The sequence below is a fragment of the Telluria sp. LT2P34 genome, from assembly GCF_059685915.1.
Map to the genome: position 1 here is coordinate 39,842 of NZ_JCASIN010000008.1, position 17,364 is coordinate 57,205.

At 55.2% G+C, this 17,364-nt stretch carries 16 protein-coding genes; 5 read left to right on the forward strand and 11 right to left on the reverse strand.

Features of this window, described 5'->3' with window-relative positions; all coding sequences use genetic code 11:
• The first annotated feature begins 125 nt into the window (after positions 1 to 125).
• From AC56KZ_RS18205 to AC56KZ_RS18215, 3 genes are read left to right on the forward strand one after another with little or no spacing between them, the layout of a single operon-like run.
• Complete coding sequence (locus AC56KZ_RS18205; protein WP_497163685.1) at positions 126 to 890, forward strand: glycosyltransferase family 2 protein; 765 nt, start codon at positions 126 to 128, stop codon at positions 888 to 890.
• Positions 887 to 1,585, forward strand: a complete 699-nt coding sequence (locus tag AC56KZ_RS18210; RefSeq protein WP_497163598.1) for a TVP38/TMEM64 family protein — start codon at positions 887 to 889, stop codon at positions 1,583 to 1,585. The genes AC56KZ_RS18205 and AC56KZ_RS18210 overlap by 4 nt, the downstream gene beginning before the upstream one ends.
• A complete protein-coding gene (locus tag AC56KZ_RS18215) occupies positions 1,563 to 3,290 on the forward strand; it encodes an ArnT family glycosyltransferase (protein WP_497163599.1) in 1,728 nt (575 codons plus the stop codon). Before AC56KZ_RS18210 ends, AC56KZ_RS18215 begins: the two co-directional genes overlap by 23 nt.
• A 1,031-nt stretch (positions 3,291 to 4,321) precedes the next feature.
• On the opposite strand, the gene AC56KZ_RS18220 is transcribed toward AC56KZ_RS18215, so the two are convergent.
• The 7 genes from AC56KZ_RS18220 to AC56KZ_RS18250 form a co-directional block, all read right to left on the reverse strand.
• A complete protein-coding gene (locus AC56KZ_RS18220) occupies positions 4,322 to 4,741 on the reverse strand; it encodes a response regulator (RefSeq protein ID WP_497163600.1) in 420 nt (139 codons plus the stop codon).
• A gap of 375 nt (positions 4,742 to 5,116) precedes the next feature.
• Positions 5,117 to 7,114, reverse strand: a complete 1,998-nt coding sequence (locus AC56KZ_RS18225) for a PAS domain-containing hybrid sensor histidine kinase/response regulator (RefSeq protein WP_497163601.1) — start codon at positions 7,112 to 7,114, stop codon at positions 5,117 to 5,119.
• A gap of 332 nt (positions 7,115 to 7,446) precedes the next feature.
• Positions 7,447 to 7,863, reverse strand: a complete 417-nt coding sequence (locus tag AC56KZ_RS18230; RefSeq protein ID WP_497163602.1) for a hypothetical protein — start codon at positions 7,861 to 7,863, stop codon at positions 7,447 to 7,449.
• A 735-nt stretch (positions 7,864 to 8,598) separates the two neighbouring features.
• The gene (locus AC56KZ_RS18235; RefSeq protein WP_497163603.1) at positions 8,599 to 8,883 is read right to left on the reverse strand and encodes a response regulator transcription factor; all 285 of its coding nucleotides are present in this window, start codon (positions 8,881 to 8,883) and stop codon (positions 8,599 to 8,601) included.
• Complete coding sequence (locus AC56KZ_RS18240) at positions 8,880 to 9,320, reverse strand: response regulator (RefSeq protein WP_497163604.1); 441 nt, start codon at positions 9,318 to 9,320, stop codon at positions 8,880 to 8,882. The genes AC56KZ_RS18235 and AC56KZ_RS18240 overlap by 4 nt, the downstream gene beginning before the upstream one ends.
• 384 nt (positions 9,321 to 9,704) lie before the next feature.
• The gene (locus AC56KZ_RS18245) at positions 9,705 to 10,172 is read right to left on the reverse strand and encodes an RES family NAD+ phosphorylase (RefSeq protein WP_497163605.1); all 468 of its coding nucleotides are present in this window, start codon (positions 10,170 to 10,172) and stop codon (positions 9,705 to 9,707) included.
• A complete protein-coding gene (locus AC56KZ_RS18250) occupies positions 10,169 to 10,732 on the reverse strand; it encodes an Xre family toxin-antitoxin system antitoxin (RefSeq protein WP_497163606.1) in 564 nt (187 codons plus the stop codon). Before AC56KZ_RS18250 ends, AC56KZ_RS18245 begins: the two co-directional genes overlap by 4 nt.
• Positions 10,733 to 11,761: 1,029 nt before the next feature.
• Between AC56KZ_RS18250 and AC56KZ_RS18255 the strand changes: the two genes are divergently transcribed.
• Positions 11,762 to 12,337 (forward strand): DUF4209 domain-containing protein, encoded by a 576-nt coding sequence (locus AC56KZ_RS18255; RefSeq protein WP_497163607.1) that lies wholly within the window; start codon positions 11,762 to 11,764, stop codon positions 12,335 to 12,337.
• Positions 12,338 to 12,642: 305 nt separating this feature from the next.
• Here AC56KZ_RS18255 and AC56KZ_RS18260 read toward each other — a convergent pair whose 3' ends face one another.
• Positions 12,643 to 12,804, reverse strand: coding sequence for a helix-turn-helix domain-containing protein (locus AC56KZ_RS18260; protein ID WP_497163608.1), 162 nt, complete (start codon positions 12,802 to 12,804; stop codon positions 12,643 to 12,645).
• On the opposite strand from AC56KZ_RS18260, the gene AC56KZ_RS18265 reads away from it, so the two are divergent.
• Positions 12,786 to 13,109 (forward strand): LysR family transcriptional regulator, encoded by a 324-nt coding sequence (locus AC56KZ_RS18265; RefSeq protein ID WP_497163609.1) that lies wholly within the window; start codon positions 12,786 to 12,788, stop codon positions 13,107 to 13,109. The two genes, AC56KZ_RS18260 and AC56KZ_RS18265, sit on opposite strands and share 19 nt — an antisense overlap.
• 2 nt (positions 13,110 to 13,111) lie before the next feature.
• On the opposite strand, the gene AC56KZ_RS18270 is transcribed toward AC56KZ_RS18265, so the two are convergent.
• Genes AC56KZ_RS18270 through AC56KZ_RS18280 form a run of 3 tightly spaced genes read right to left on the reverse strand, consistent with a single transcriptional unit; the run spans position 13,112 to position 17,128 of the window.
• On the reverse strand, positions 13,112 to 14,038 hold the full coding sequence (locus AC56KZ_RS18270; RefSeq protein WP_497163610.1) for a hypothetical protein: 927 nt from the start codon (positions 14,036 to 14,038) through the stop codon (positions 13,112 to 13,114).
• A gap of 39 nt (positions 14,039 to 14,077) precedes the next feature.
• Complete coding sequence (locus tag AC56KZ_RS18275) at positions 14,078 to 16,738, reverse strand: hypothetical protein (protein WP_497163611.1); 2,661 nt, start codon at positions 16,736 to 16,738, stop codon at positions 14,078 to 14,080.
• A 9-nt stretch (positions 16,739 to 16,747) separates the two neighbouring features.
• Complete coding sequence (locus tag AC56KZ_RS18280; RefSeq protein ID WP_497163612.1) at positions 16,748 to 17,128, reverse strand: hypothetical protein; 381 nt, start codon at positions 17,126 to 17,128, stop codon at positions 16,748 to 16,750.
• Between the last annotated feature and the right edge of the window lie 236 nt (positions 17,129 to 17,364).

Genomic DNA, 17,364 nt, shown 5'->3' on the forward strand with positions numbered 1-17,364 from the left:
CGAGCGCGACCTCGGCGTATTGGAGCCAACGGCTAGTTGGATCGTCACCAAGCAGTAGCGAAGACTCTGGAGATCGTGCCACACAGATGTACATCCGCAATCTCTTTTAAAAGAGCTTGAACAATATGCCTGACGGAAAAAACGATAAGCGAGCATTCCTCGTCTCGGTGCTGATTCCAGCGAAGGACGAGGCCGGCAACATCGGGCATCTGGTGGATGAAATTCATCACGCACTCGCCGGTCGTTACTCCCATGAGGTGGTGCTGGTCGACGATGGCAGCAGCGACGACACCGGCGCTGTCTTCCTGCAGCATTGCCAGCAATCGGGCACGCCGGCGCGGCTAATCCGTCACGCGCGCTGTGCCGGGCAGAGCACTGCCCTGTGGACCGCGGCGCGCCACGCCGCCGGGCGTTTTTTCGTCACGATAGACGGCGACGGCCAGAACGATCCGGCCGACATTCCGGCACTGGTGGGACAGGGGCTGACGATGGAAGAGAAGCACCAGCATTTCTGCATTGCTGGTTTCCGCAAGAGCAGGCGCGACACGCGCTGGAAGAAAATGCAGTCACGCATCGCCAACGCCGTGCGTCGCCGCATACTCGACGACGGCGTACCCGATACCGGCTGCGGCATCAAGCTGGTGCCACGCGAAACCTGGCTTTGCCTGCCGTACTTTGACCACATGCACCGCTTCGTGCCGGCGCTGGTCAAACGCCTGGGGGGCGCGATCACGGTAGTGCCGGTGCACCATCGGCACCGTGCCGCCGGCGTATCGAAATACACCGCCTGGAACCGGCTGTGGGTCGGTATTGTCGACATGTGGGGAGTCAGCTGGCTGATCCGGCGCAGCAAGCTGCCGCTGATCGACCGCATGGAAGTGCGGCATTGAAAACCGAACTAAAGCTGCTGGTCAAGCCGCTCCTGATGACCTGCCTGCTAGCGCTGGGCTTTGCTTCTCTCCATTTCCAGTGGTGGGGATCATTCAGCGAACTGGATCTGCTGAACCGGCTATTTGAACGACATTGGGCGATCGCCTGGCCCGTGTTCGTGATAACGAGCGTCGTCTACACCGCGCTCGGCGGCCCGCGCCAGCTGCTCGCCTTCGGTTGCGGTTACTTGGTGGGTGGCTTGCCGGGTGCGTTTCTGAGCACCGTCCTCACCGGATTCGGCGCCCTGCTGGTAATTTATTGCGTGCGCAATATCGGCATGGAGTGGCTGCGCAAGCGCCACGGAGAACGCGTCGCCTTCATCCGCCGGCTGCTGGCGGAGGACACCTGGCTGTGGATTTGCACGGTGCGTCTGATGCCGGTCGGCAGCAACCTGGCCATTAATATTGCGGTGGCGCTGGCCGGGCTGAACACTCCGGCGGTTTTCTGGGGCAGCCTGCTGGGCTACCTGCCGCAAATGCTGCTGTTCAGCTTTGCCGGCGCAGGCCTAGCCTTGCATGACGAGCAGCAGATCTGGATCAGCCTGCTGATGCTGGTGCTGTCCACGGTGCTGGTACTCTATCTTTACCATCATGGCTTCAAGCAGCGGCTACAGGAAATCCGAGGACAAATGCATGCGTCTCCCGCACAACTCTAGCGCTAGGCAAGACGCAAGCTGGTGGCCGTGGATCGCAATCCTGCTATTCGCTGCGCTGTTCGCCGGGATCGGGCTGCGCGACCCTTGGCCTGCCGACGAGCCGCGCTTTGCCCAGGTCGCACGCGAGATGGTAGAGTCGGGCCAGTGGCTGTTCCCCACTCGCGGCGGCGAGTTCTATCCGGACAAGCCGCCGCTCTTTATGTGGCTGATCGCGCTTTTCTACCAGCTGACCGGACGGCTGAAGATCGCCTTCCTGCTGCCCAGTGCGCTGGCAGGCTTGGGCACGCTGTGGCTAGTATTCGACCTGGGGCGCCGGTTGTGGGGGGAGAAGGTCGCGCGTTCGGCTGTGCTTGCCCTCGCGTTCACGCCGCAGTTCCTGCTGCAGGCCAAGGGCGCGCAAATCGATGCCGTGGTCTGCTTTTGGGTCACGCTCGGCTGCTACGGACTGGTTCGTCACTTCCTGCTCGGTCCGGCCTGGGGCTGGTATGCCGCCAGCTGGGTGACGATGGCACTGGGCATCGTGACCAAGGGCGTCGGTTTTCTTCCGGTTCTGATGCTGATACCGCTGGCGATCTGGCGCCGGACCGCCACCGCATCCGAGCAGCAGGTCTGGCGCGCGCGCGCGTGGTGGGGACCGGCCCTGATGCTGGGCACACTGGCGCTGTGGCTGGTGCCGATGTGGATGGTGGTCGAGCGCATCCAGAGTCCGGAACTGCTGGCCTACCGCGACAACATCCTACTCAGGCAAACCGCTGAACGCTATGCAAATGCCTGGCACCACATCAAGCCCTGGCACTATTACCTGACGACCGCGCTGCCGAGCATGTGGTTTCCGCTGGCCGTGCTGTTCCTGCTACGGTTGCGCGGCATCAAGGATCTGTGGCCGTCCAGCGCGGCAATGCGCGTTCTGCTGAGCTGGGTTGCGCTGGTGCTGCTCTTCTTTTCCATCAGCCCCGGCAAGCGCGAAGTTTACATCCTGCCCGCGCTGCCGATGTCCGCCCTTGCGCTCGCGTATGTCTGGGAACAGGCGCCGGCAGAAGGGCGCCGCGCCACGTCTCTTTTGTTGCGCGCAGCGCTCGCGATCGTGGGTCTGCTGCTCGTACTGCTTGCGGCGGTATCGCTGTTTGCGCCGGATCGCCTGTCTTCCCGGGCGGACGACTACGCCGACGCTGTTGTTGCAGTGGCTCCGGGCTTGCTGATCCTCGGACTGGCGCTGTCCGGCATCGTCTGGCTATTGCGCAAACGTGCTTTGTTCGAACAGCTCGCCTTGGCCAGCGTGCTGGCCTGGCTGTTCATTTCTTTCTGGGTGTGGCCCATCCTCAACACACATCGGACGCCGCGTGCCATCATGCAGAAACTCGAATGGAGCATCGCCCCCGAAACGGAAGTCAGCATGCTCGAGTTCAAGGAACAATTCCTGTTGTTTTCAGACCGGCCCGTGGTCCATTTTAGTTATCTGGCACCGCTACCCCAGCAGGAGTGGAATGCCTGGCGCTGGGTGCGTGCAGACCCAGCGAGGGTGCTGCTGCTTCCCGATCATCTGGCGCTGCGCTGCTTCGATCTGGCGAAGAAACGCGTTCTTGGCGAAGCCCATCGCCGCAACTGGGTCTTGCTCGATGCCTCGTCCGCACATGAAAGCTGCAACGTGGCTGCCGACCGCGCACCCTACCGCTACGTACCCGTAAAGAAGGACATCCTTTCGTAAATCCAAGGCAGAAAGACAAGCATCACGAACGCATCCATTTATCATCTTCAAGATCCACTGCTGTAGGCACTTGAGTTCTGTCCGCTTTTGGCCGAAAGCAGACTTGGCTGAACGCCTGCTTAATACACACAGCACCAGGACTTTCATCTCTCACTTCTTAACCGCAAGTCTGACTAGCCGCAGCTCACGGACGGCCTGGTCAAGCGGGAGGCTCGGCGCCGTTAAATCACGAGGACGGTTCGCACTACTGAAAACTAACCAGCGTTTGATGAGCCCATTTTTGTCGCGAACCGGGCTGCCGGGCTCGTACGGCGAACCTAGCCAAGCGCTCACTCCGCAGCTGGCACCGAGGCCGGAGGTCACCGTATGGTATCGCTCGCCCGCTCGTAGCTTGCCCTTGAAAACCTCATCAATGCGAAACACCAACGACTCCGTCTGGAGGTCGCTAGGTTGGCCATGCGGCCCCCGTTTGGCACGCACGATCGTAGCGATGAACACTTTGTCCGCCATGCGCACCTGGGCCCGTAAACGCTGTTCTTCGTTCGGGTAGATTGGCGGCGGCGCGCATGCGTATGCCCCAGCACTGGCAAGCGTTAGCAGCAGCGCTGCCTCCCAACGGCGGATCCCAAGCTTGTACCGTTCATGATGCATCGTCCGTCTCCAGCTAATAGGTAAGACTATGGCATTACCTCCTTGCCGGCATCAAGCCCCGGTCAGAGGCGATTATTCGGCGGATTCTTTAACTCTCTCGCTAACAGTCTGCGCCTCGCCAATCTCTGCGGCTGTGGAGGACCGCTCCTAGCCGATAGCGGTCCTATTGTAGCGTCCGCTTACGACCCAAGCAGACCTTTTAGCTGGTCAGTGAAACGGTCCGACTGTCTCAGGAAAGGTTACGGGCTTTGGAAATGAATTACAGGAGCTTCGAGCGAGCTTTAGGAGACGCCGAGCATATTTAGCACCAGCGACGGTCGTACTCCCTGACGATATCCAACACATCATCTGAATGATGACCAACGTAGTGCGCTCAGGGTCTACTTCGGTATTCGGCGACGCTCAACCGGGGGAAGCATCGGTTCAGCACGCACGCCAAATCCTTCGATGTTCGTTTCCAATAGCCGCCGAAGCACCTCAAGGGAAGCTTGAGGCGGCACCACTGCACTGACACCGACGGGCGGATACAACTTTTTGACGATGTACTCCTTATCGTTAGCCGCGATAACGACCACTGCCGCCTCAGGCGCAACCCTCTTCAGCTCTCCTGGCACTTCACGTCTGTCGTCAGGCAGAGTCAGCACAGACGTAAAGATCAAATCAAAGTTTGCTGCAGCTGCAACTTCAAGAGCCTCATCAGCAGACTTCGCAACCGCTGGTGTGTAGCCGAGCCATCCGACTAACTTCTTAAGACGCTCACGCGCGTTTTCATTCGGTTCTAGTATCAATGCAAGTTTCATCGAGCACCTCCTATGCCTTAGGAGTTGTGGTCGACTTAACAATTTCAAGTAATTTCTTTGCAGTTTCTCTCAGCAGTATCCAATAACAAAACGTTGAAGTGAAAAAATGCCCGGCACAAGGCCGGGCGTAACCAAAGCGTCTAAAAGAGTGAAGGTTTTATGCTAGCTAAGGGTGCGACGACTGTGACGCACAGTTGAGGGTGCGAAGGCACCAGAGGCCCAGATGTGTTCAGACTCTGCGGACGATAGATCATACGTCCGAGAGTAGGAACACTCCTGAGGCCTCCTGTGCTGGTGAGGCGAAGACACCTCGACCCACTATCGATTGCGTCCGCTTACGACTGCGCAGACATTCCGGTTTTGGGCGAAAACGATTCAATGCAACTGTTCACCCGCGCGCCGCTGTGGGGTGCCATGAGCAACGAACTCTACGCCGAACTGATTTGCTCCGACCTGAGCAAGTATAGAAAGTAGCTCCTGTGCATTAACCGGTTTGACGAGGTGATAATCAAAGCCAGCAGAAAATGTAGCCTGTCGGTCGTTTTCTTGGCCATAACCTGTAACCGCGATCAGAACTGCATGTGCAGTCTCAGGTTGCATCCGCAGCCTTCGGGCCAGCTCATTGCCATCAATCTCAGGTAAGCCGATATCGAGCAGGAACACTTGTGGCGCTTCCTTCTGGCTCCGTTCGAGTGCTTGCAAAGGTGCATGCTCAATCACTACCTGATGCCCTGAGGCCTCGAGCAGCATGGCCAGCATTGACGCTGCATCGACATTGTCGTCCACAATCATTACGTGCAGAGAATAAGGTGTCCTTCCGGTATTGTGATTATCGGCGTTCCGATTGTCTTGACGCCGATCTCTGAACAAGCGCGGCAAACGAATGGTAAACTTGCTTCCTTTTCCGACCCCGGCACTGGTGCAGGTGACCGACCCTTGGTGAAGCGCAACCAAGCTCTTGACCAATGCAAGTCCGAGACCAAGGCCACCTGATGAACGGTCGGAGGTACGCCGCCCCTGCATGAACAAATCGAATACGTGCGACGTCAGTTCCGGTTCTATACCGATACCGTTATCGAGAACGTTAATGACCACTTCGGATTCCTGCACGCCGATATCTACCGAGATATTTCCACACTCAGGAGTGTACTTCGCAGCGTTATTTAGGATGTTGGCAACAACCTGCACAAGCCGTTTTTCATCGCCGAGTACCATGTCACTGTCCGGTGGCAAATGCATTTCGAGATTGTGGTGCCGGGACTGGATCAGAGGCGAGACCTGTTCCATGGCGCTGGCCAAAACATCCTTGATGTTAAGCGGAACAATGTCCAGTTCAATCAGCCCCCGGGAAACGCGTGAGACGTCAAGCAGGTCATCGATCAGCCCTGTCATGTGGCGGACTTGGCGGCCAATAATCTGACAGCTGTGCCGCATTCGCTCATTGTCAAGCTTCATTGTCTCAAGTAATTGCGCCGCCGCGCTGATCGGCGCCATTGGATTTCTGAGCTCGTGCGCTAACATCGCCAAGAACTCATCCTTGTGGCGGACTGATTCCATCAGCTGTTCCTCGGCCGCTTTGCGGTCGGTTATATCGCTGGCAGCCCCGATCCATTCGTAGATGTTACCTTGTTCGTCGAGCATGGGTACTGCTCTGGAGAAGGTCCATCCATATGTCCCGTCCACGCGGCGAACCCGATGTTCCAGTGTGAAAACTGACTTGCCGCCGATCGCATGTTCGATGGCCTCCTGGACCATCTCCTGGTCTTCGGTCGGAATGTACGCGTCAATCCAAGCACGACGGGAGTCGCAGGTATCTTGCAAAAAACCGCGTCCTTCGAGTTGGTGCATTTCACTCCAGTCGGGTCCCATACGATAGACCACTTCCGCACTCGCGCTGACCAAGGCCCTGTAACGTCTCTCGCTTTCGCTCCGCGCAGCCTCCGCACGGATCAGTGACGTAACATCCGTCGTGCTATGCGATATGCAAGCAAGCTTTCCGTCTTCCCCGAAGATCGGCGTACTGACCGCATTCCAGAAACGTTCCTCGTAACGCATATCGCCAGACGGAAGCTCGATACGAATCGGGTAACGAATCGCCAGCAAGGTATCCGGCTTTCCTGTTGCGATGACACGAGCGAGCGAGCAGCGCAGGGCAACCTCGCCTGTATCTTCAGGATCGTTCGGATTGCCAGGAAAGGCAACAAAGAGGCTAAGCCCAACTAGATCCGTCCGCTGTCGCCCCGACGCCTGAAGGAATGTATCGTTTACCGCGAGAATGATTGCGTCCGGCGTGGGCGACACCAAGTAGTTACCCGTCGGAGAACTGGCGAAGACTGCTTCGTACAGAAACGCTGAGTTCATTGAATTAAACATCGATATTGACTGGTCATCGAGACAATAAATAATCTTATCGGATCTTTAAGAAAGCAGGCGCGTCCATGACGTGTCGGGGGTCCCGTTGCATAGGCTGCTTCGGACCTTAGCCTCCGACCACCCTCAAATTTTTGGTGGAGTAACTGAATTTTGGGCCAATTGCAGACCTAACTCGAGTGTTCGTAATCGACTCGTAGTGCAGACAACGTCCGCTTCTGGCCGGTAGCAGACCTTTAATGTGCGATAAGTCTACCGGAGTTGTTGCTGACTAGGAAAGTTCAGCCTGGCTGCTCGAGGCGTGCCGGACGTCTGCTACCGACCCAGAGCAGACGCTAGCTTGACTCCACTTCGTCAACGGATACGACCTCAATGCCAGTGTCGGCGAGCGCCGCAACGACAGCGTGCCCCAGACGTTCGACCTCAGCGTCATGAGAAATGCCTTTGAACCGCTGCCTTATTGACGTGTGCGGGCGAATAAAGATGGACCATTGGATTGGCAGCCCTCGATACCCTTCGCTTTCTTCAGCCATGCTGGAACAACCGATAGTGAATTCGACCTTTGCGGGGTTTGAATATTCGATCATCCAGCCCCAGTCTTCCCCGAGAGGGTAGCTCGTAACGATGCCTTGAGCGGCGAGCATCTTGGCGAGCCAAAAAGCTAGTTCAAAGCCATACACTCCCGGGTTGCCTTGGCATTCCTCGGGGAGGGTCGGAAGAAATTCTGAAGAGGTAAATTCAATACGCCACATGAGGAGTGTTCGCCTAACGATAGATAACGGCGGTGTGCCGATATAGTGGGTTGTCTCTGGCCGCCGTAAGTGTTGACCCGCTCAACGACTTGTTCAAAGTCCGCTTCTGGCCGAAAGCAGACCTATTGTAACGTCCGCTAACGACCTTATTTCTGAAATCGGTTCGAAGGACTGATTGTTGGCGAAAGACCAGACCTTACTCCGGCTGCGTACTTGTTCACTTTCTATGAACGCTGTAAGCCTAATGGGCCGTCTCGTCTGACCAAGCGACGTACACTGCACACTCGATAACGTCCTCGTCAGCCGTCGAGTACCTAGTCAGCTCTTCAGCTGTGAGCCTAGCAAGTTGGAAATGTTCAGGATCGTCTCTCATCTTGCGCAGCCATTCGTCGCGAGAGACTGTTTCGCCGGTAGTGGCTGGCAGACCTATCCAAAAGCCTGTTTCTTTTTCGGCAACGACAGTATAAAGATCTAAAAATTTGTCCATGGCGTAGATTGATTGTAATGATTTCCGCAGCATACCAAAGGTAAATGCTGCTCTTACGATTCGAGTTGAGCCTTTGCCATCAGAACGGCAGGAACCGCAGCCGCTATCCCAACCATTCGCAGACGACGAATACTCTTGGCTGTCGTCTGCGACTAACGGCGAAGCGTATCGTTTGACATAAAATTCGTTCTACGTTGAGCGGAAAACCGTGACATCTGTCCGGGCCTGCGCAGGATAAGTAGAACTGGCTAAATAGCTGCGCGGGGCAGCCGGCGTCTGGTTGCACAAACATACAGCTCGAGCCGGCTGGCGACGCCGAGCTTTTTGTAGATGGTAACGAGATAGTTGCGTAGGGTGTGTTCGGAAATGAACAGGCTTTCGGCCAGGGCCTTGTTAGTCTCGCCGCTACCGGCGACGATGGCCTCGACGATCTTGCGCTCCTCGGGAGTAAGCGAGTCGATCTTGACCTGATGGGAATCGGGCTCGGCCGGCAGGCGCTGACGGGTCAGTTCGCCAAAGATACGGCTCATCATGTTCTGGTCGACCCATATTTCGCCCTGGTAAATTTTTCAATCGCGCGCAGCGCGATCTCGGCCGTCGCATCCTTACGCAATACCCCGCGCGCGCCGGCTAGGATAGAGCGGTCAAGCACGGCTTGGTCGCGCATGCCAGTGAATACGAGTGCACGCGACACCCCGCTTACTAACAGGGCCGGCAGAAAATCGAGAGAACAGGCGCCGCCAAGGTCGATATCGAGGAGGATGACGTCCGGCCCGTGCGTCGCGGCCAACGCTAGCGCTTCCTCTTGGCAGGTGGCCCAGGCCACCACCTTCATGCCGCTGCCTTCCCTGCCGATGAGACGCTCCAGAGCCCAGAGCAGGGTCCTGTGGTCGTCCACGAGTAAAACGGTGATGAGGGGCGGCAGGAGAGGGGGCATCTTAGTTGAGAAAGGAATGTCGATCTGAACCAAGGGGTCCCGTCCACGCTGCCCATACGAACACCGAGGACAAGCAAATCACGTGACAACCTGCGCTAGAATGCTGTCCTTAGATGATAAACGGTATTATCGTCGAAGTGACTTTGCTGCGAGCGCCGATCAGTGTGTTGCCCAATTTTCAGGCACCCCCCAGAGAGCCGCACGAGCGCTGGTTCTTACGAAGTTATGAGTAAGGTTATCCACCAAAAATGTGGGTAACCATGCCTCGCACTGCACAGTACTCCGGCGCTCCGAGATGTAGCGATATGCCTTGTGGCAGCAGAGAACAACCGATAGATCAGGGGAAGAAAGGCGGACGTCCCCGGGTCTTCTTTGTGCCCAGACAGACAAGCGGCCGTTCGGACTTCCTGCCGCTGCTTAGAAGTAACGCGGGTCGTAGTGCCACTTGCGCACGGCCGTAGCCACAATGCGCGTCGCGTCAGGATGCAGCGGGTTGATGAGCACGTTGAATTCCTCCGGCACCATTACCGAAGGTACCACTGCCAGCGCGGATGCTTTGCTCAGCAGCCAAGCCTCGCCCGTGTGTACGCTGGCCATCCCCGCAGGCAGCGCATCCCACCCGATCGGCGGTGCCAGCACTCGGCGCGCAGTCCAGACATCGTCCGGCACATCGATGCGCACCAAGTAGCGGTTCAATGGCAAACCGCCGCTGCGCAGGTGCACGATCGTTTCGTGCACGGCCAGCGCAATACTCTCTGAGCTGTACGTGACGGCCATGCCCACCGGGTTCCAACGCCCGCCCGTGTTCTTAGCGCCCGTACCGGACATATCATCGGCGACATACTTTGGTGTGGTGGCTGCGATCCGCCAAAGCGACACCGTCACGCGTACGCTCCGCCCTGGACTATCTCCAGCAGATTGCCAACGTACTTCTGGCCCTCGACCGTGTCCATGAAGCTCGCGGGCGTGGCGCCGCCGAGCGCGGGCAGAGGAGCCGCTAACCAGCCTGCCAACCACTTCGCGGCGTCAAATTCTGGCGTACTCTCCGTGTCGATCATTGCCTGCACCTGGCCGATCAGCGCTTGCATGCCCATCACGCGTTCGGTTTCGTCGGGAGATAGCCGCTGCTCGCGCTGCACCTTGCGATTGATGGTGGCGCGAGACAGGCCCAGCGAGTCCATCAACGCCTCTTTCGGCATGTTCATGACTGAAGACAGTTCTCCTACGCGCTGCGCGGGTACGCCTGACCGAATAACCTGAATTTTGTCGGCAACGTCCATTTTGTACCAAGAAGTTAATTGCCCGGTTTTTGCGTCCCGCTTGAGGCTGAGCATCGTCACCTCACGCGCCGTTTTCCGGGCTGCGGGCGTCGCTGCAGACTTTGCTACCGCCGGCGGCGCTGAGCGCTTGGCGGCAGACTTATCAGTTTCAGATCGAGTCGTCATATTTGGCTCCTTTGAGCCTAAAGGATAGCTCATATGAGCGCAGCTCGCAACTTGGGCTCGGTGTGGTGTTGATCAAGTCTGACCGCCGCAGGGCACGAGAAAAGAACACTCATCATGCGTTCGGCGCCCCAAATCATTCATCCACGTGAGCTATCGCTTCAACGCACAGGCCGGCCAAAACCTGAATCTGACGTTTGAAGAAGACGTCGAGAAGGTCTGCAAACAGCTCAACGAAACGCTCTCGAAAAAAACGCCGTTTGGTGGCGCCGTGTGCCCGTACGGCAGATATCTTTTCAAAAATTCATACGCTCGCCTTAGATGATAATTCGTATTATCAGCGAAAGGACTTTGCAGCCAGCGCCAATCTGGGCAGTTGCACAGTTATCGGGCAACCACCAAGAGTCGCATGTACGCTGGTTCTTACGGACTTATCAGTAACGTTATCCACCAAAAATGTGGGTAACCTTGCCTTGCACTGAGCAGTACTCGGGCGCTCAAGGTGTAGCGATACTCCTTTTAGTACGTGTACCCCTGATGTTGAATGGAGACCCGTAAGACAGACGCTCCTTCTATAAACTACTAGTGCATATGACAGAACCTATAGATGTTTGCAGCCAGTTCGAATGTTGACACGAATACCACTAGTGTTCAGCGACGGTCGTATCCTACCTTTGTCTAGTTATTCATCGAGTTGCCAAGTTGCAGTTATTTTGAGCATAGGAACTTTCTCCTTTAAAATCAAAGGCTTCCACACATGGCGCTGAGGTTCCTCACAAAGTTATCAACATTTTTTGCGAAGAAGTAACCCTCTATTGTAACGATCAAGTCTGCGGGGTAGATTTGGTATTCGCTGTGCCCCTATGCGTGGTCGTGGAGCATCGCCTCCGTTCAGTTTTGATACCAGACGACGACTGCCGCTGGCGGTTGTTCTTCGAGCACTTAGGCAGGAGTAGGAGCGCACGCGGGGTAACCTTCGGCGATCACCCAATTCTTGGAGCAGACCATGCAGCGCCTTAAATTTGTGAGAAAATGATCAAAGCGTGTGCACGCCGAGCTGATATTGCCGCGAGGGCACTGGTTGACCCCGCGCTCGACGTCATCCGGCAGCAGTTCCACCTGTCCCCTCACGATTTTCTCAAAATTACACAGCTATCGGCGCTGGTACCGAGCGACCGCGCTGACTTGGTGGCCAAGGGGCTCTATGCCGGCTACTGCCGCGATTTCGTCCAGGCCATTCACATCCTGATCCCGCAGTTCGAGCACATGGTCCGGATGGTGCTCAAGGAAGCTGGTAGGCCGACCACGAGCCGCCAGGAGGGGATTGAGATGGAATTGGGCTTGTCAACGCTGGTTGAACTCCCGGCCATGATAGAGCGCTTTGGCGAGCACCTGACGTTCACGATCCGTTCTCTGATGTGCAAGCCGATCGGACCGAACCTGCGCAACCAAATCGCGCGCGGCCTAGCAGGCGCAAACCTGTGCAACAGCGGCTACGGGGTCTACGCTTGGTGGCTGATCCTCGCCTTGGTCGTGGAGGGTTTCCACATGATGCTGCGAGCTGAACAAGCCAATCATCGTGATAGTCCCCTAGAGGCTCAAACATGAGCCAGCACGCCAACGTCGAATTTCCGGAGCTAAGCTTTGATCGGGCCAACTACACGGCTCTGCGAGCATTGTATAAAAACTCCCGCTGCCGCGCATCGCCAACTGTACTAAAGTGAGGGTAGTCCGCAGGTCGGACAAGGCTTAGCGCGCTGGCTCATCGACATGCGCGCGAAACTTGTGGAACGTGCGCGTGAACACAACGCGCATATCGCCGAAGTCCTTGTGGGAACCCGGTAAGGCGGCGCGATTACCACCAAGGCGCTCAATGTACTGTTCCAAGCTGCAGATCAAGACGCGCATGTATTTCACCCTCGATCGGATAACTCCTGCGTCACCAGCTCTTGAGTGAGTTCGATCAATCTAACTGGCGACAGTCCCAAGGCAGTGGCGAGCTTAAAGAGAACACGTACCGTTGGCTGTCGTTCGCCGCGCTCGAGTAGGCTTACAAATGAGCCAGGCACTGGCACAACTGGAGCGTCACCTGAATGTGCGCCCGTTTCACCGCACGACCCGGGTCATGTCCCTGACGGACGAAGGGCTGCGCTTTCTCTACGAGGCCCGCCCCGCCTTGCTCTGCATGCAAACAGCCTTGCACAATGCCAGACACAACAAGGACGAGATAACCGGGCCACTGAGGATTGTGAAACCGCGTACGACCTTCCACCCGATCATCTGGCGCTTGATTGATGAATTCTGCGAATGCCATTCAGGAGTACAGCCAGACGTGCAGCTCGACGACCGCCTCGAAAACTGGGTCGAGGATGAGCCATGACGTCAAGGTTGAGGCAATGTCACTTGCTCAACGAACTTCTCCGTGCTTTTACCGAGATAGATTCCCGCCCCGGCGAAAATAAGTCCGCAGGCGAGAAACCCCCACCCGGCCGTGGTCAAAGTGAACGTCGCGCATAGGGCAGGTGCGGCAAGCATAAATGCTTTCTCAACGACGGCGCCGGATGCCTTTCCGCCCAATTCTGCAACAGCTTTACGCCGCTCACTTTCGCTCTCTGTCGTCAGCACAATAACTGTCGCAGGCATAAGCTCGACCACCTGTATAACGTCGCCGACAAAAGTGAGTTTTTTGGCAAGCTTCTTATTTAATATCATTGGGGCGTCCTCAAGCACCGACACCCCTTGATCTAGCCTCTTGATGGATTGCCTTGCCAAATTATTGGCTGTCTTGCCAGTCGTCTTGGACATTGCACCGATGTCATTTTCAAGGCGTTTAAGCGTCTGCATGCTCTCTAGTGCAGGGTCCATGGTTGATATATTGAATCGGCTCTGCCCAGGAATGACTGCCTTGAATTCCTCTGCAAGTCGAGTCTGCGCATTGAAAATGTTTTTAGCATGCTCTGGCGTGTACTTTCCCGTCTTTTTAACATCCTGAGCGACCTCGAGTACTACTCGCTGAGCACGGTCAGCTGCCGCTTGCACCTGCTGAACATAAATTTCGCCGGCCAATGTCGTTTTCGACGCGGCAAGTAATGCGTCAGCAGCAGTGTGTTTGCTTGCATCCTGCCATTGCAAGCCCAACGACTCGATTAGTTGACGGGCATTCTGTGGACTGGACACAGGAAGATTGACGTCATAATGCTTGCCGGTGGGCGCGGGAACTAAATAGGCATGCCCGTCCGACTCGGCGGTCCCGGTTGCAGCGCGAAGCTCGGCCTGAGCAGGATAGTATGTCGTTCTTGGGTCTGCCATGAGAAACCTAGCGATATATGCCTTCTGATGAACCGGCGCTTAGATTAAAAACGTTAGCTCCTGCCTTGTCTCCGCATGAATAAGAGAAGCCAGCTCAACGGTGTCGTGAGACAACCAGGCTTGATCTTGATCGAATTTCAGTTCGTGAACCAGCTTTTCTTTTTCAATCGTAAATTCTTTAGCAAGGCTGGTGGCAACAAACAATTTCCATTCTCCGTGCAATGGAGCGCTCTCAAAAGTAAGACGTAGCGTTTTCAAATCCACCGCTTCTCCCTTGACTACGTTGCCCGGTTCAGGTTTCGAAAGACGTCTTGCCATAGCTTCGCTGTACTCTGCTCGCGCCATGATTTCACGGACTTCCGCTTGTTTGCGAGACAATTCCATAATGCGCATCTCTTCAGAATAAGGCTCAGTGGCGGCCCTCGCGCCAATATTAGCGTCAAGATACAATCCTGGGGAGCCGACCACAAGCGTATCGGATTTTCCATCAGCGCCCGGAGGGGTGATATCGTCGCCAGTGTATTGAATCGCGTTAAGCAACTTGGTAATGTGATCGATATGTTCATTGACTGGCGCCGAGGGGCCGCCGGGCGGCGTCCAATCGCCCTCAATTTTCGCAGCACCTGATGAGCCTTCTCTGCCCTTGACGTACTCATCGAGTGTATTCGTAAGACATTCCAATACGATTTTAGCGTATGCCTCTTTAGCCTGATTTGCGGGCGGTGGATCCTTTGGATCTGTGGGATTGGGATACAGCCGTGGATTCGGAATGACAGGCAAGCCGTCTATCATCAGCTTTTCTAGTGCCGATCGGAGGCCTGAAAGTGAAAAGACTTCAGGCAAGACAATTCCGCTGCCCGCAATGATTTCGCGTCCAGATAGAACCGTAAAAGACATGCGTTCCAGCTGCAAACTCAAACTATAGATGTTATACAATTGAAAAAATAACAAGTTCAGCGTTCGTCCCTGGTTGATATTTTGAATGTTAATTGTCGTGCTTGACCGCGTGCTGACGTTGCTTTTCGTAGCGGACTCCGTCTTTATTTCTTGGCGAGTTTGACGTGTCACCGAGCGTGATGCCTTATTAGCCACCTTTTGCAGGTCACGCGCGAACTGACGGGTCGTAAGGGTCGACGAGGTCGATCCTTCTACCCCGCCTGAAAAACCGCCGTAACTGCCTCCGGCCTTCGCACTGAGACTTTGGGTCGCTACCTTTTCTGTAGATGAGGTCGACTCCCGCTCCATCTCGGTCGACAAGTCGACCCGGTCGTTTTCGGTCAAATCACTGATTGACGTGGCAGTGCGACGCGTTTCCTGCTCAGCCAAGGTCGTTTTTTCAAATGTTATCTCTCGCTCTTCGCCAGGAGCTAAATTTATTGACTCCACGAGTTCGCCGACCTCGACCTGGCGAAAGTGGGTCGAAAAGAGCAAATCTTCTTCGACGAATAGTCGAGGCATTCTAATTTGACGAACGCCGCGACGAGGTGCTTTGATAACGATGTAGCGTGAAAGGACTTCTCCACTGACTAAACTTTGCTCGTATATCGGAATGAGCACAGCACAGCGCCTAGTAAAATCCGAGTCCACTTCACATCTCTGCATAATAGTTTCGATTGCGTCTCCGTTTGCGGTGACATACTTTTGCCCGAACCGCTCGAACCGAAATACTTCAAACCCTGCAGAAGCAAGCTCGCGTTCTTTTTCAGCCCAGGGATCAAAGTCTGGTATCACCTTCTTGTATCGAACGACCCGGGTCAAATGCTGCACAATGTAAGGGACCTGGAGCACCCAGCTGAAAGAGAAGAAAAATCCCGACTCCCGTACTAAATACTGCCGATAGTGAGTCGTACTCCACCTCACTTCCGTCAAATACGGCAAGTATAGATCGCCCGGCTGCAATTCGTCCTTTGATCCGTCTGGAAAGGTAATGGTCTCTGCTTCAAGCGCTAAGTAATATCCTAAGTCACGAGCACGGTCGCGCAGACGCTCGAGCTTGATTTCTGTATCCGTCTTGATCAACCGCATCCTCTGATATCCGGAGGTCAGCTCATTTAATTCCTCGGCCGTGGGAAATTCGGTGAGCTCTTTGGATATAATTTTATCGGCGTTTGCCGCTAGTGCATCGCCAAGCTTACTGATTGCAACTAATTCTCTATATTGCCTGTAGATTATAGCTGGAGCGAGATCAACGTACGACATCTCAGTGATGTCTTGATCCTCGGAGCTGATCCTTTCAATATATTTCCAAAAAAGCTCGTATTCCTTCAGTGTCATTATAAACGGCCCCTGCTCCGGGGGGACTGAGATTTCGCGATTGAACTTGATGGCTGCGAGATAATACCGCTGCGTATTAGGAATTGAGAGGCGGACAATAGGAGGATCAACTGCATAGATGTTCAGGCCGGCTGAATATGCCATTACATCATCAACTACCCCGCCGGGGAAACCCCATAGCCTTTCGATTTCCCGACGAAAATACAGCATGCCCGCACTTTCCGAGCTTACGTAAGGTATCTCTTCCTTTTCGCTTGCCCCAATTACCCTGTTCCAATCAATTGAAATTTCCCGGCTGCGAGAAAAGCTGATACGCTCCAAAGCGCGATCCTTTGGCACATTGGTAAGCGCAACGTGCGTCTCAAGCCCGTTCCCGGCGATGAATATCTCGCGCATTGCTTGGGCAGATACGTGCAAAGATTCCATTGTCTTCTCTCACTCAACGGTAAAGTCGCAAAAGGTGGCATCCTGGAAAATCACTTGACCGCCGGTCCGCATAGAAACTTTTACTTCAATCTTAATGAATTCCTTGGCTCGTACCAGTGGCAGCGAGTACTCAAGTTTAATGTTCTCCATTGACGTCCCAAGCGCGAGGTCAGCATCTTTTGTCACGGAATGAAGCACTTGACCAACTCTTCCGACCGTCAGCAATATCGCAACTGGGGCGGGCGAACTGGAGTTGTTTTCAAACGTGCATGCAACGTTGGGGGTGAAGCTATAACTACCGCCGGCAGTCAAGAAGGGTGGAGAGGGGCACATTACGTTGAGTACAGCTGAACCAATAATATCTTGCTGGAATACAATTCTGTTACTCATGGGATTCTCCGATCACCGGTTAGAACAGATACTTGTGCATTCAGCGCATTTATTGTGTTTACTCTTACGCGGATTATTCGTCAAGCAGAGAGCGAATTAAATAGTGTGCTGTGTCTTTATGTGTTGCGTCTGTGCGCTACCAACCTAGGTAAATTCATCTAAAACACCAGCCGCACTTCAGTGCGCGTTTCATATTGGCAGGTGACTAAGAGCGCCTAACAAAACCGCCAGGGCAA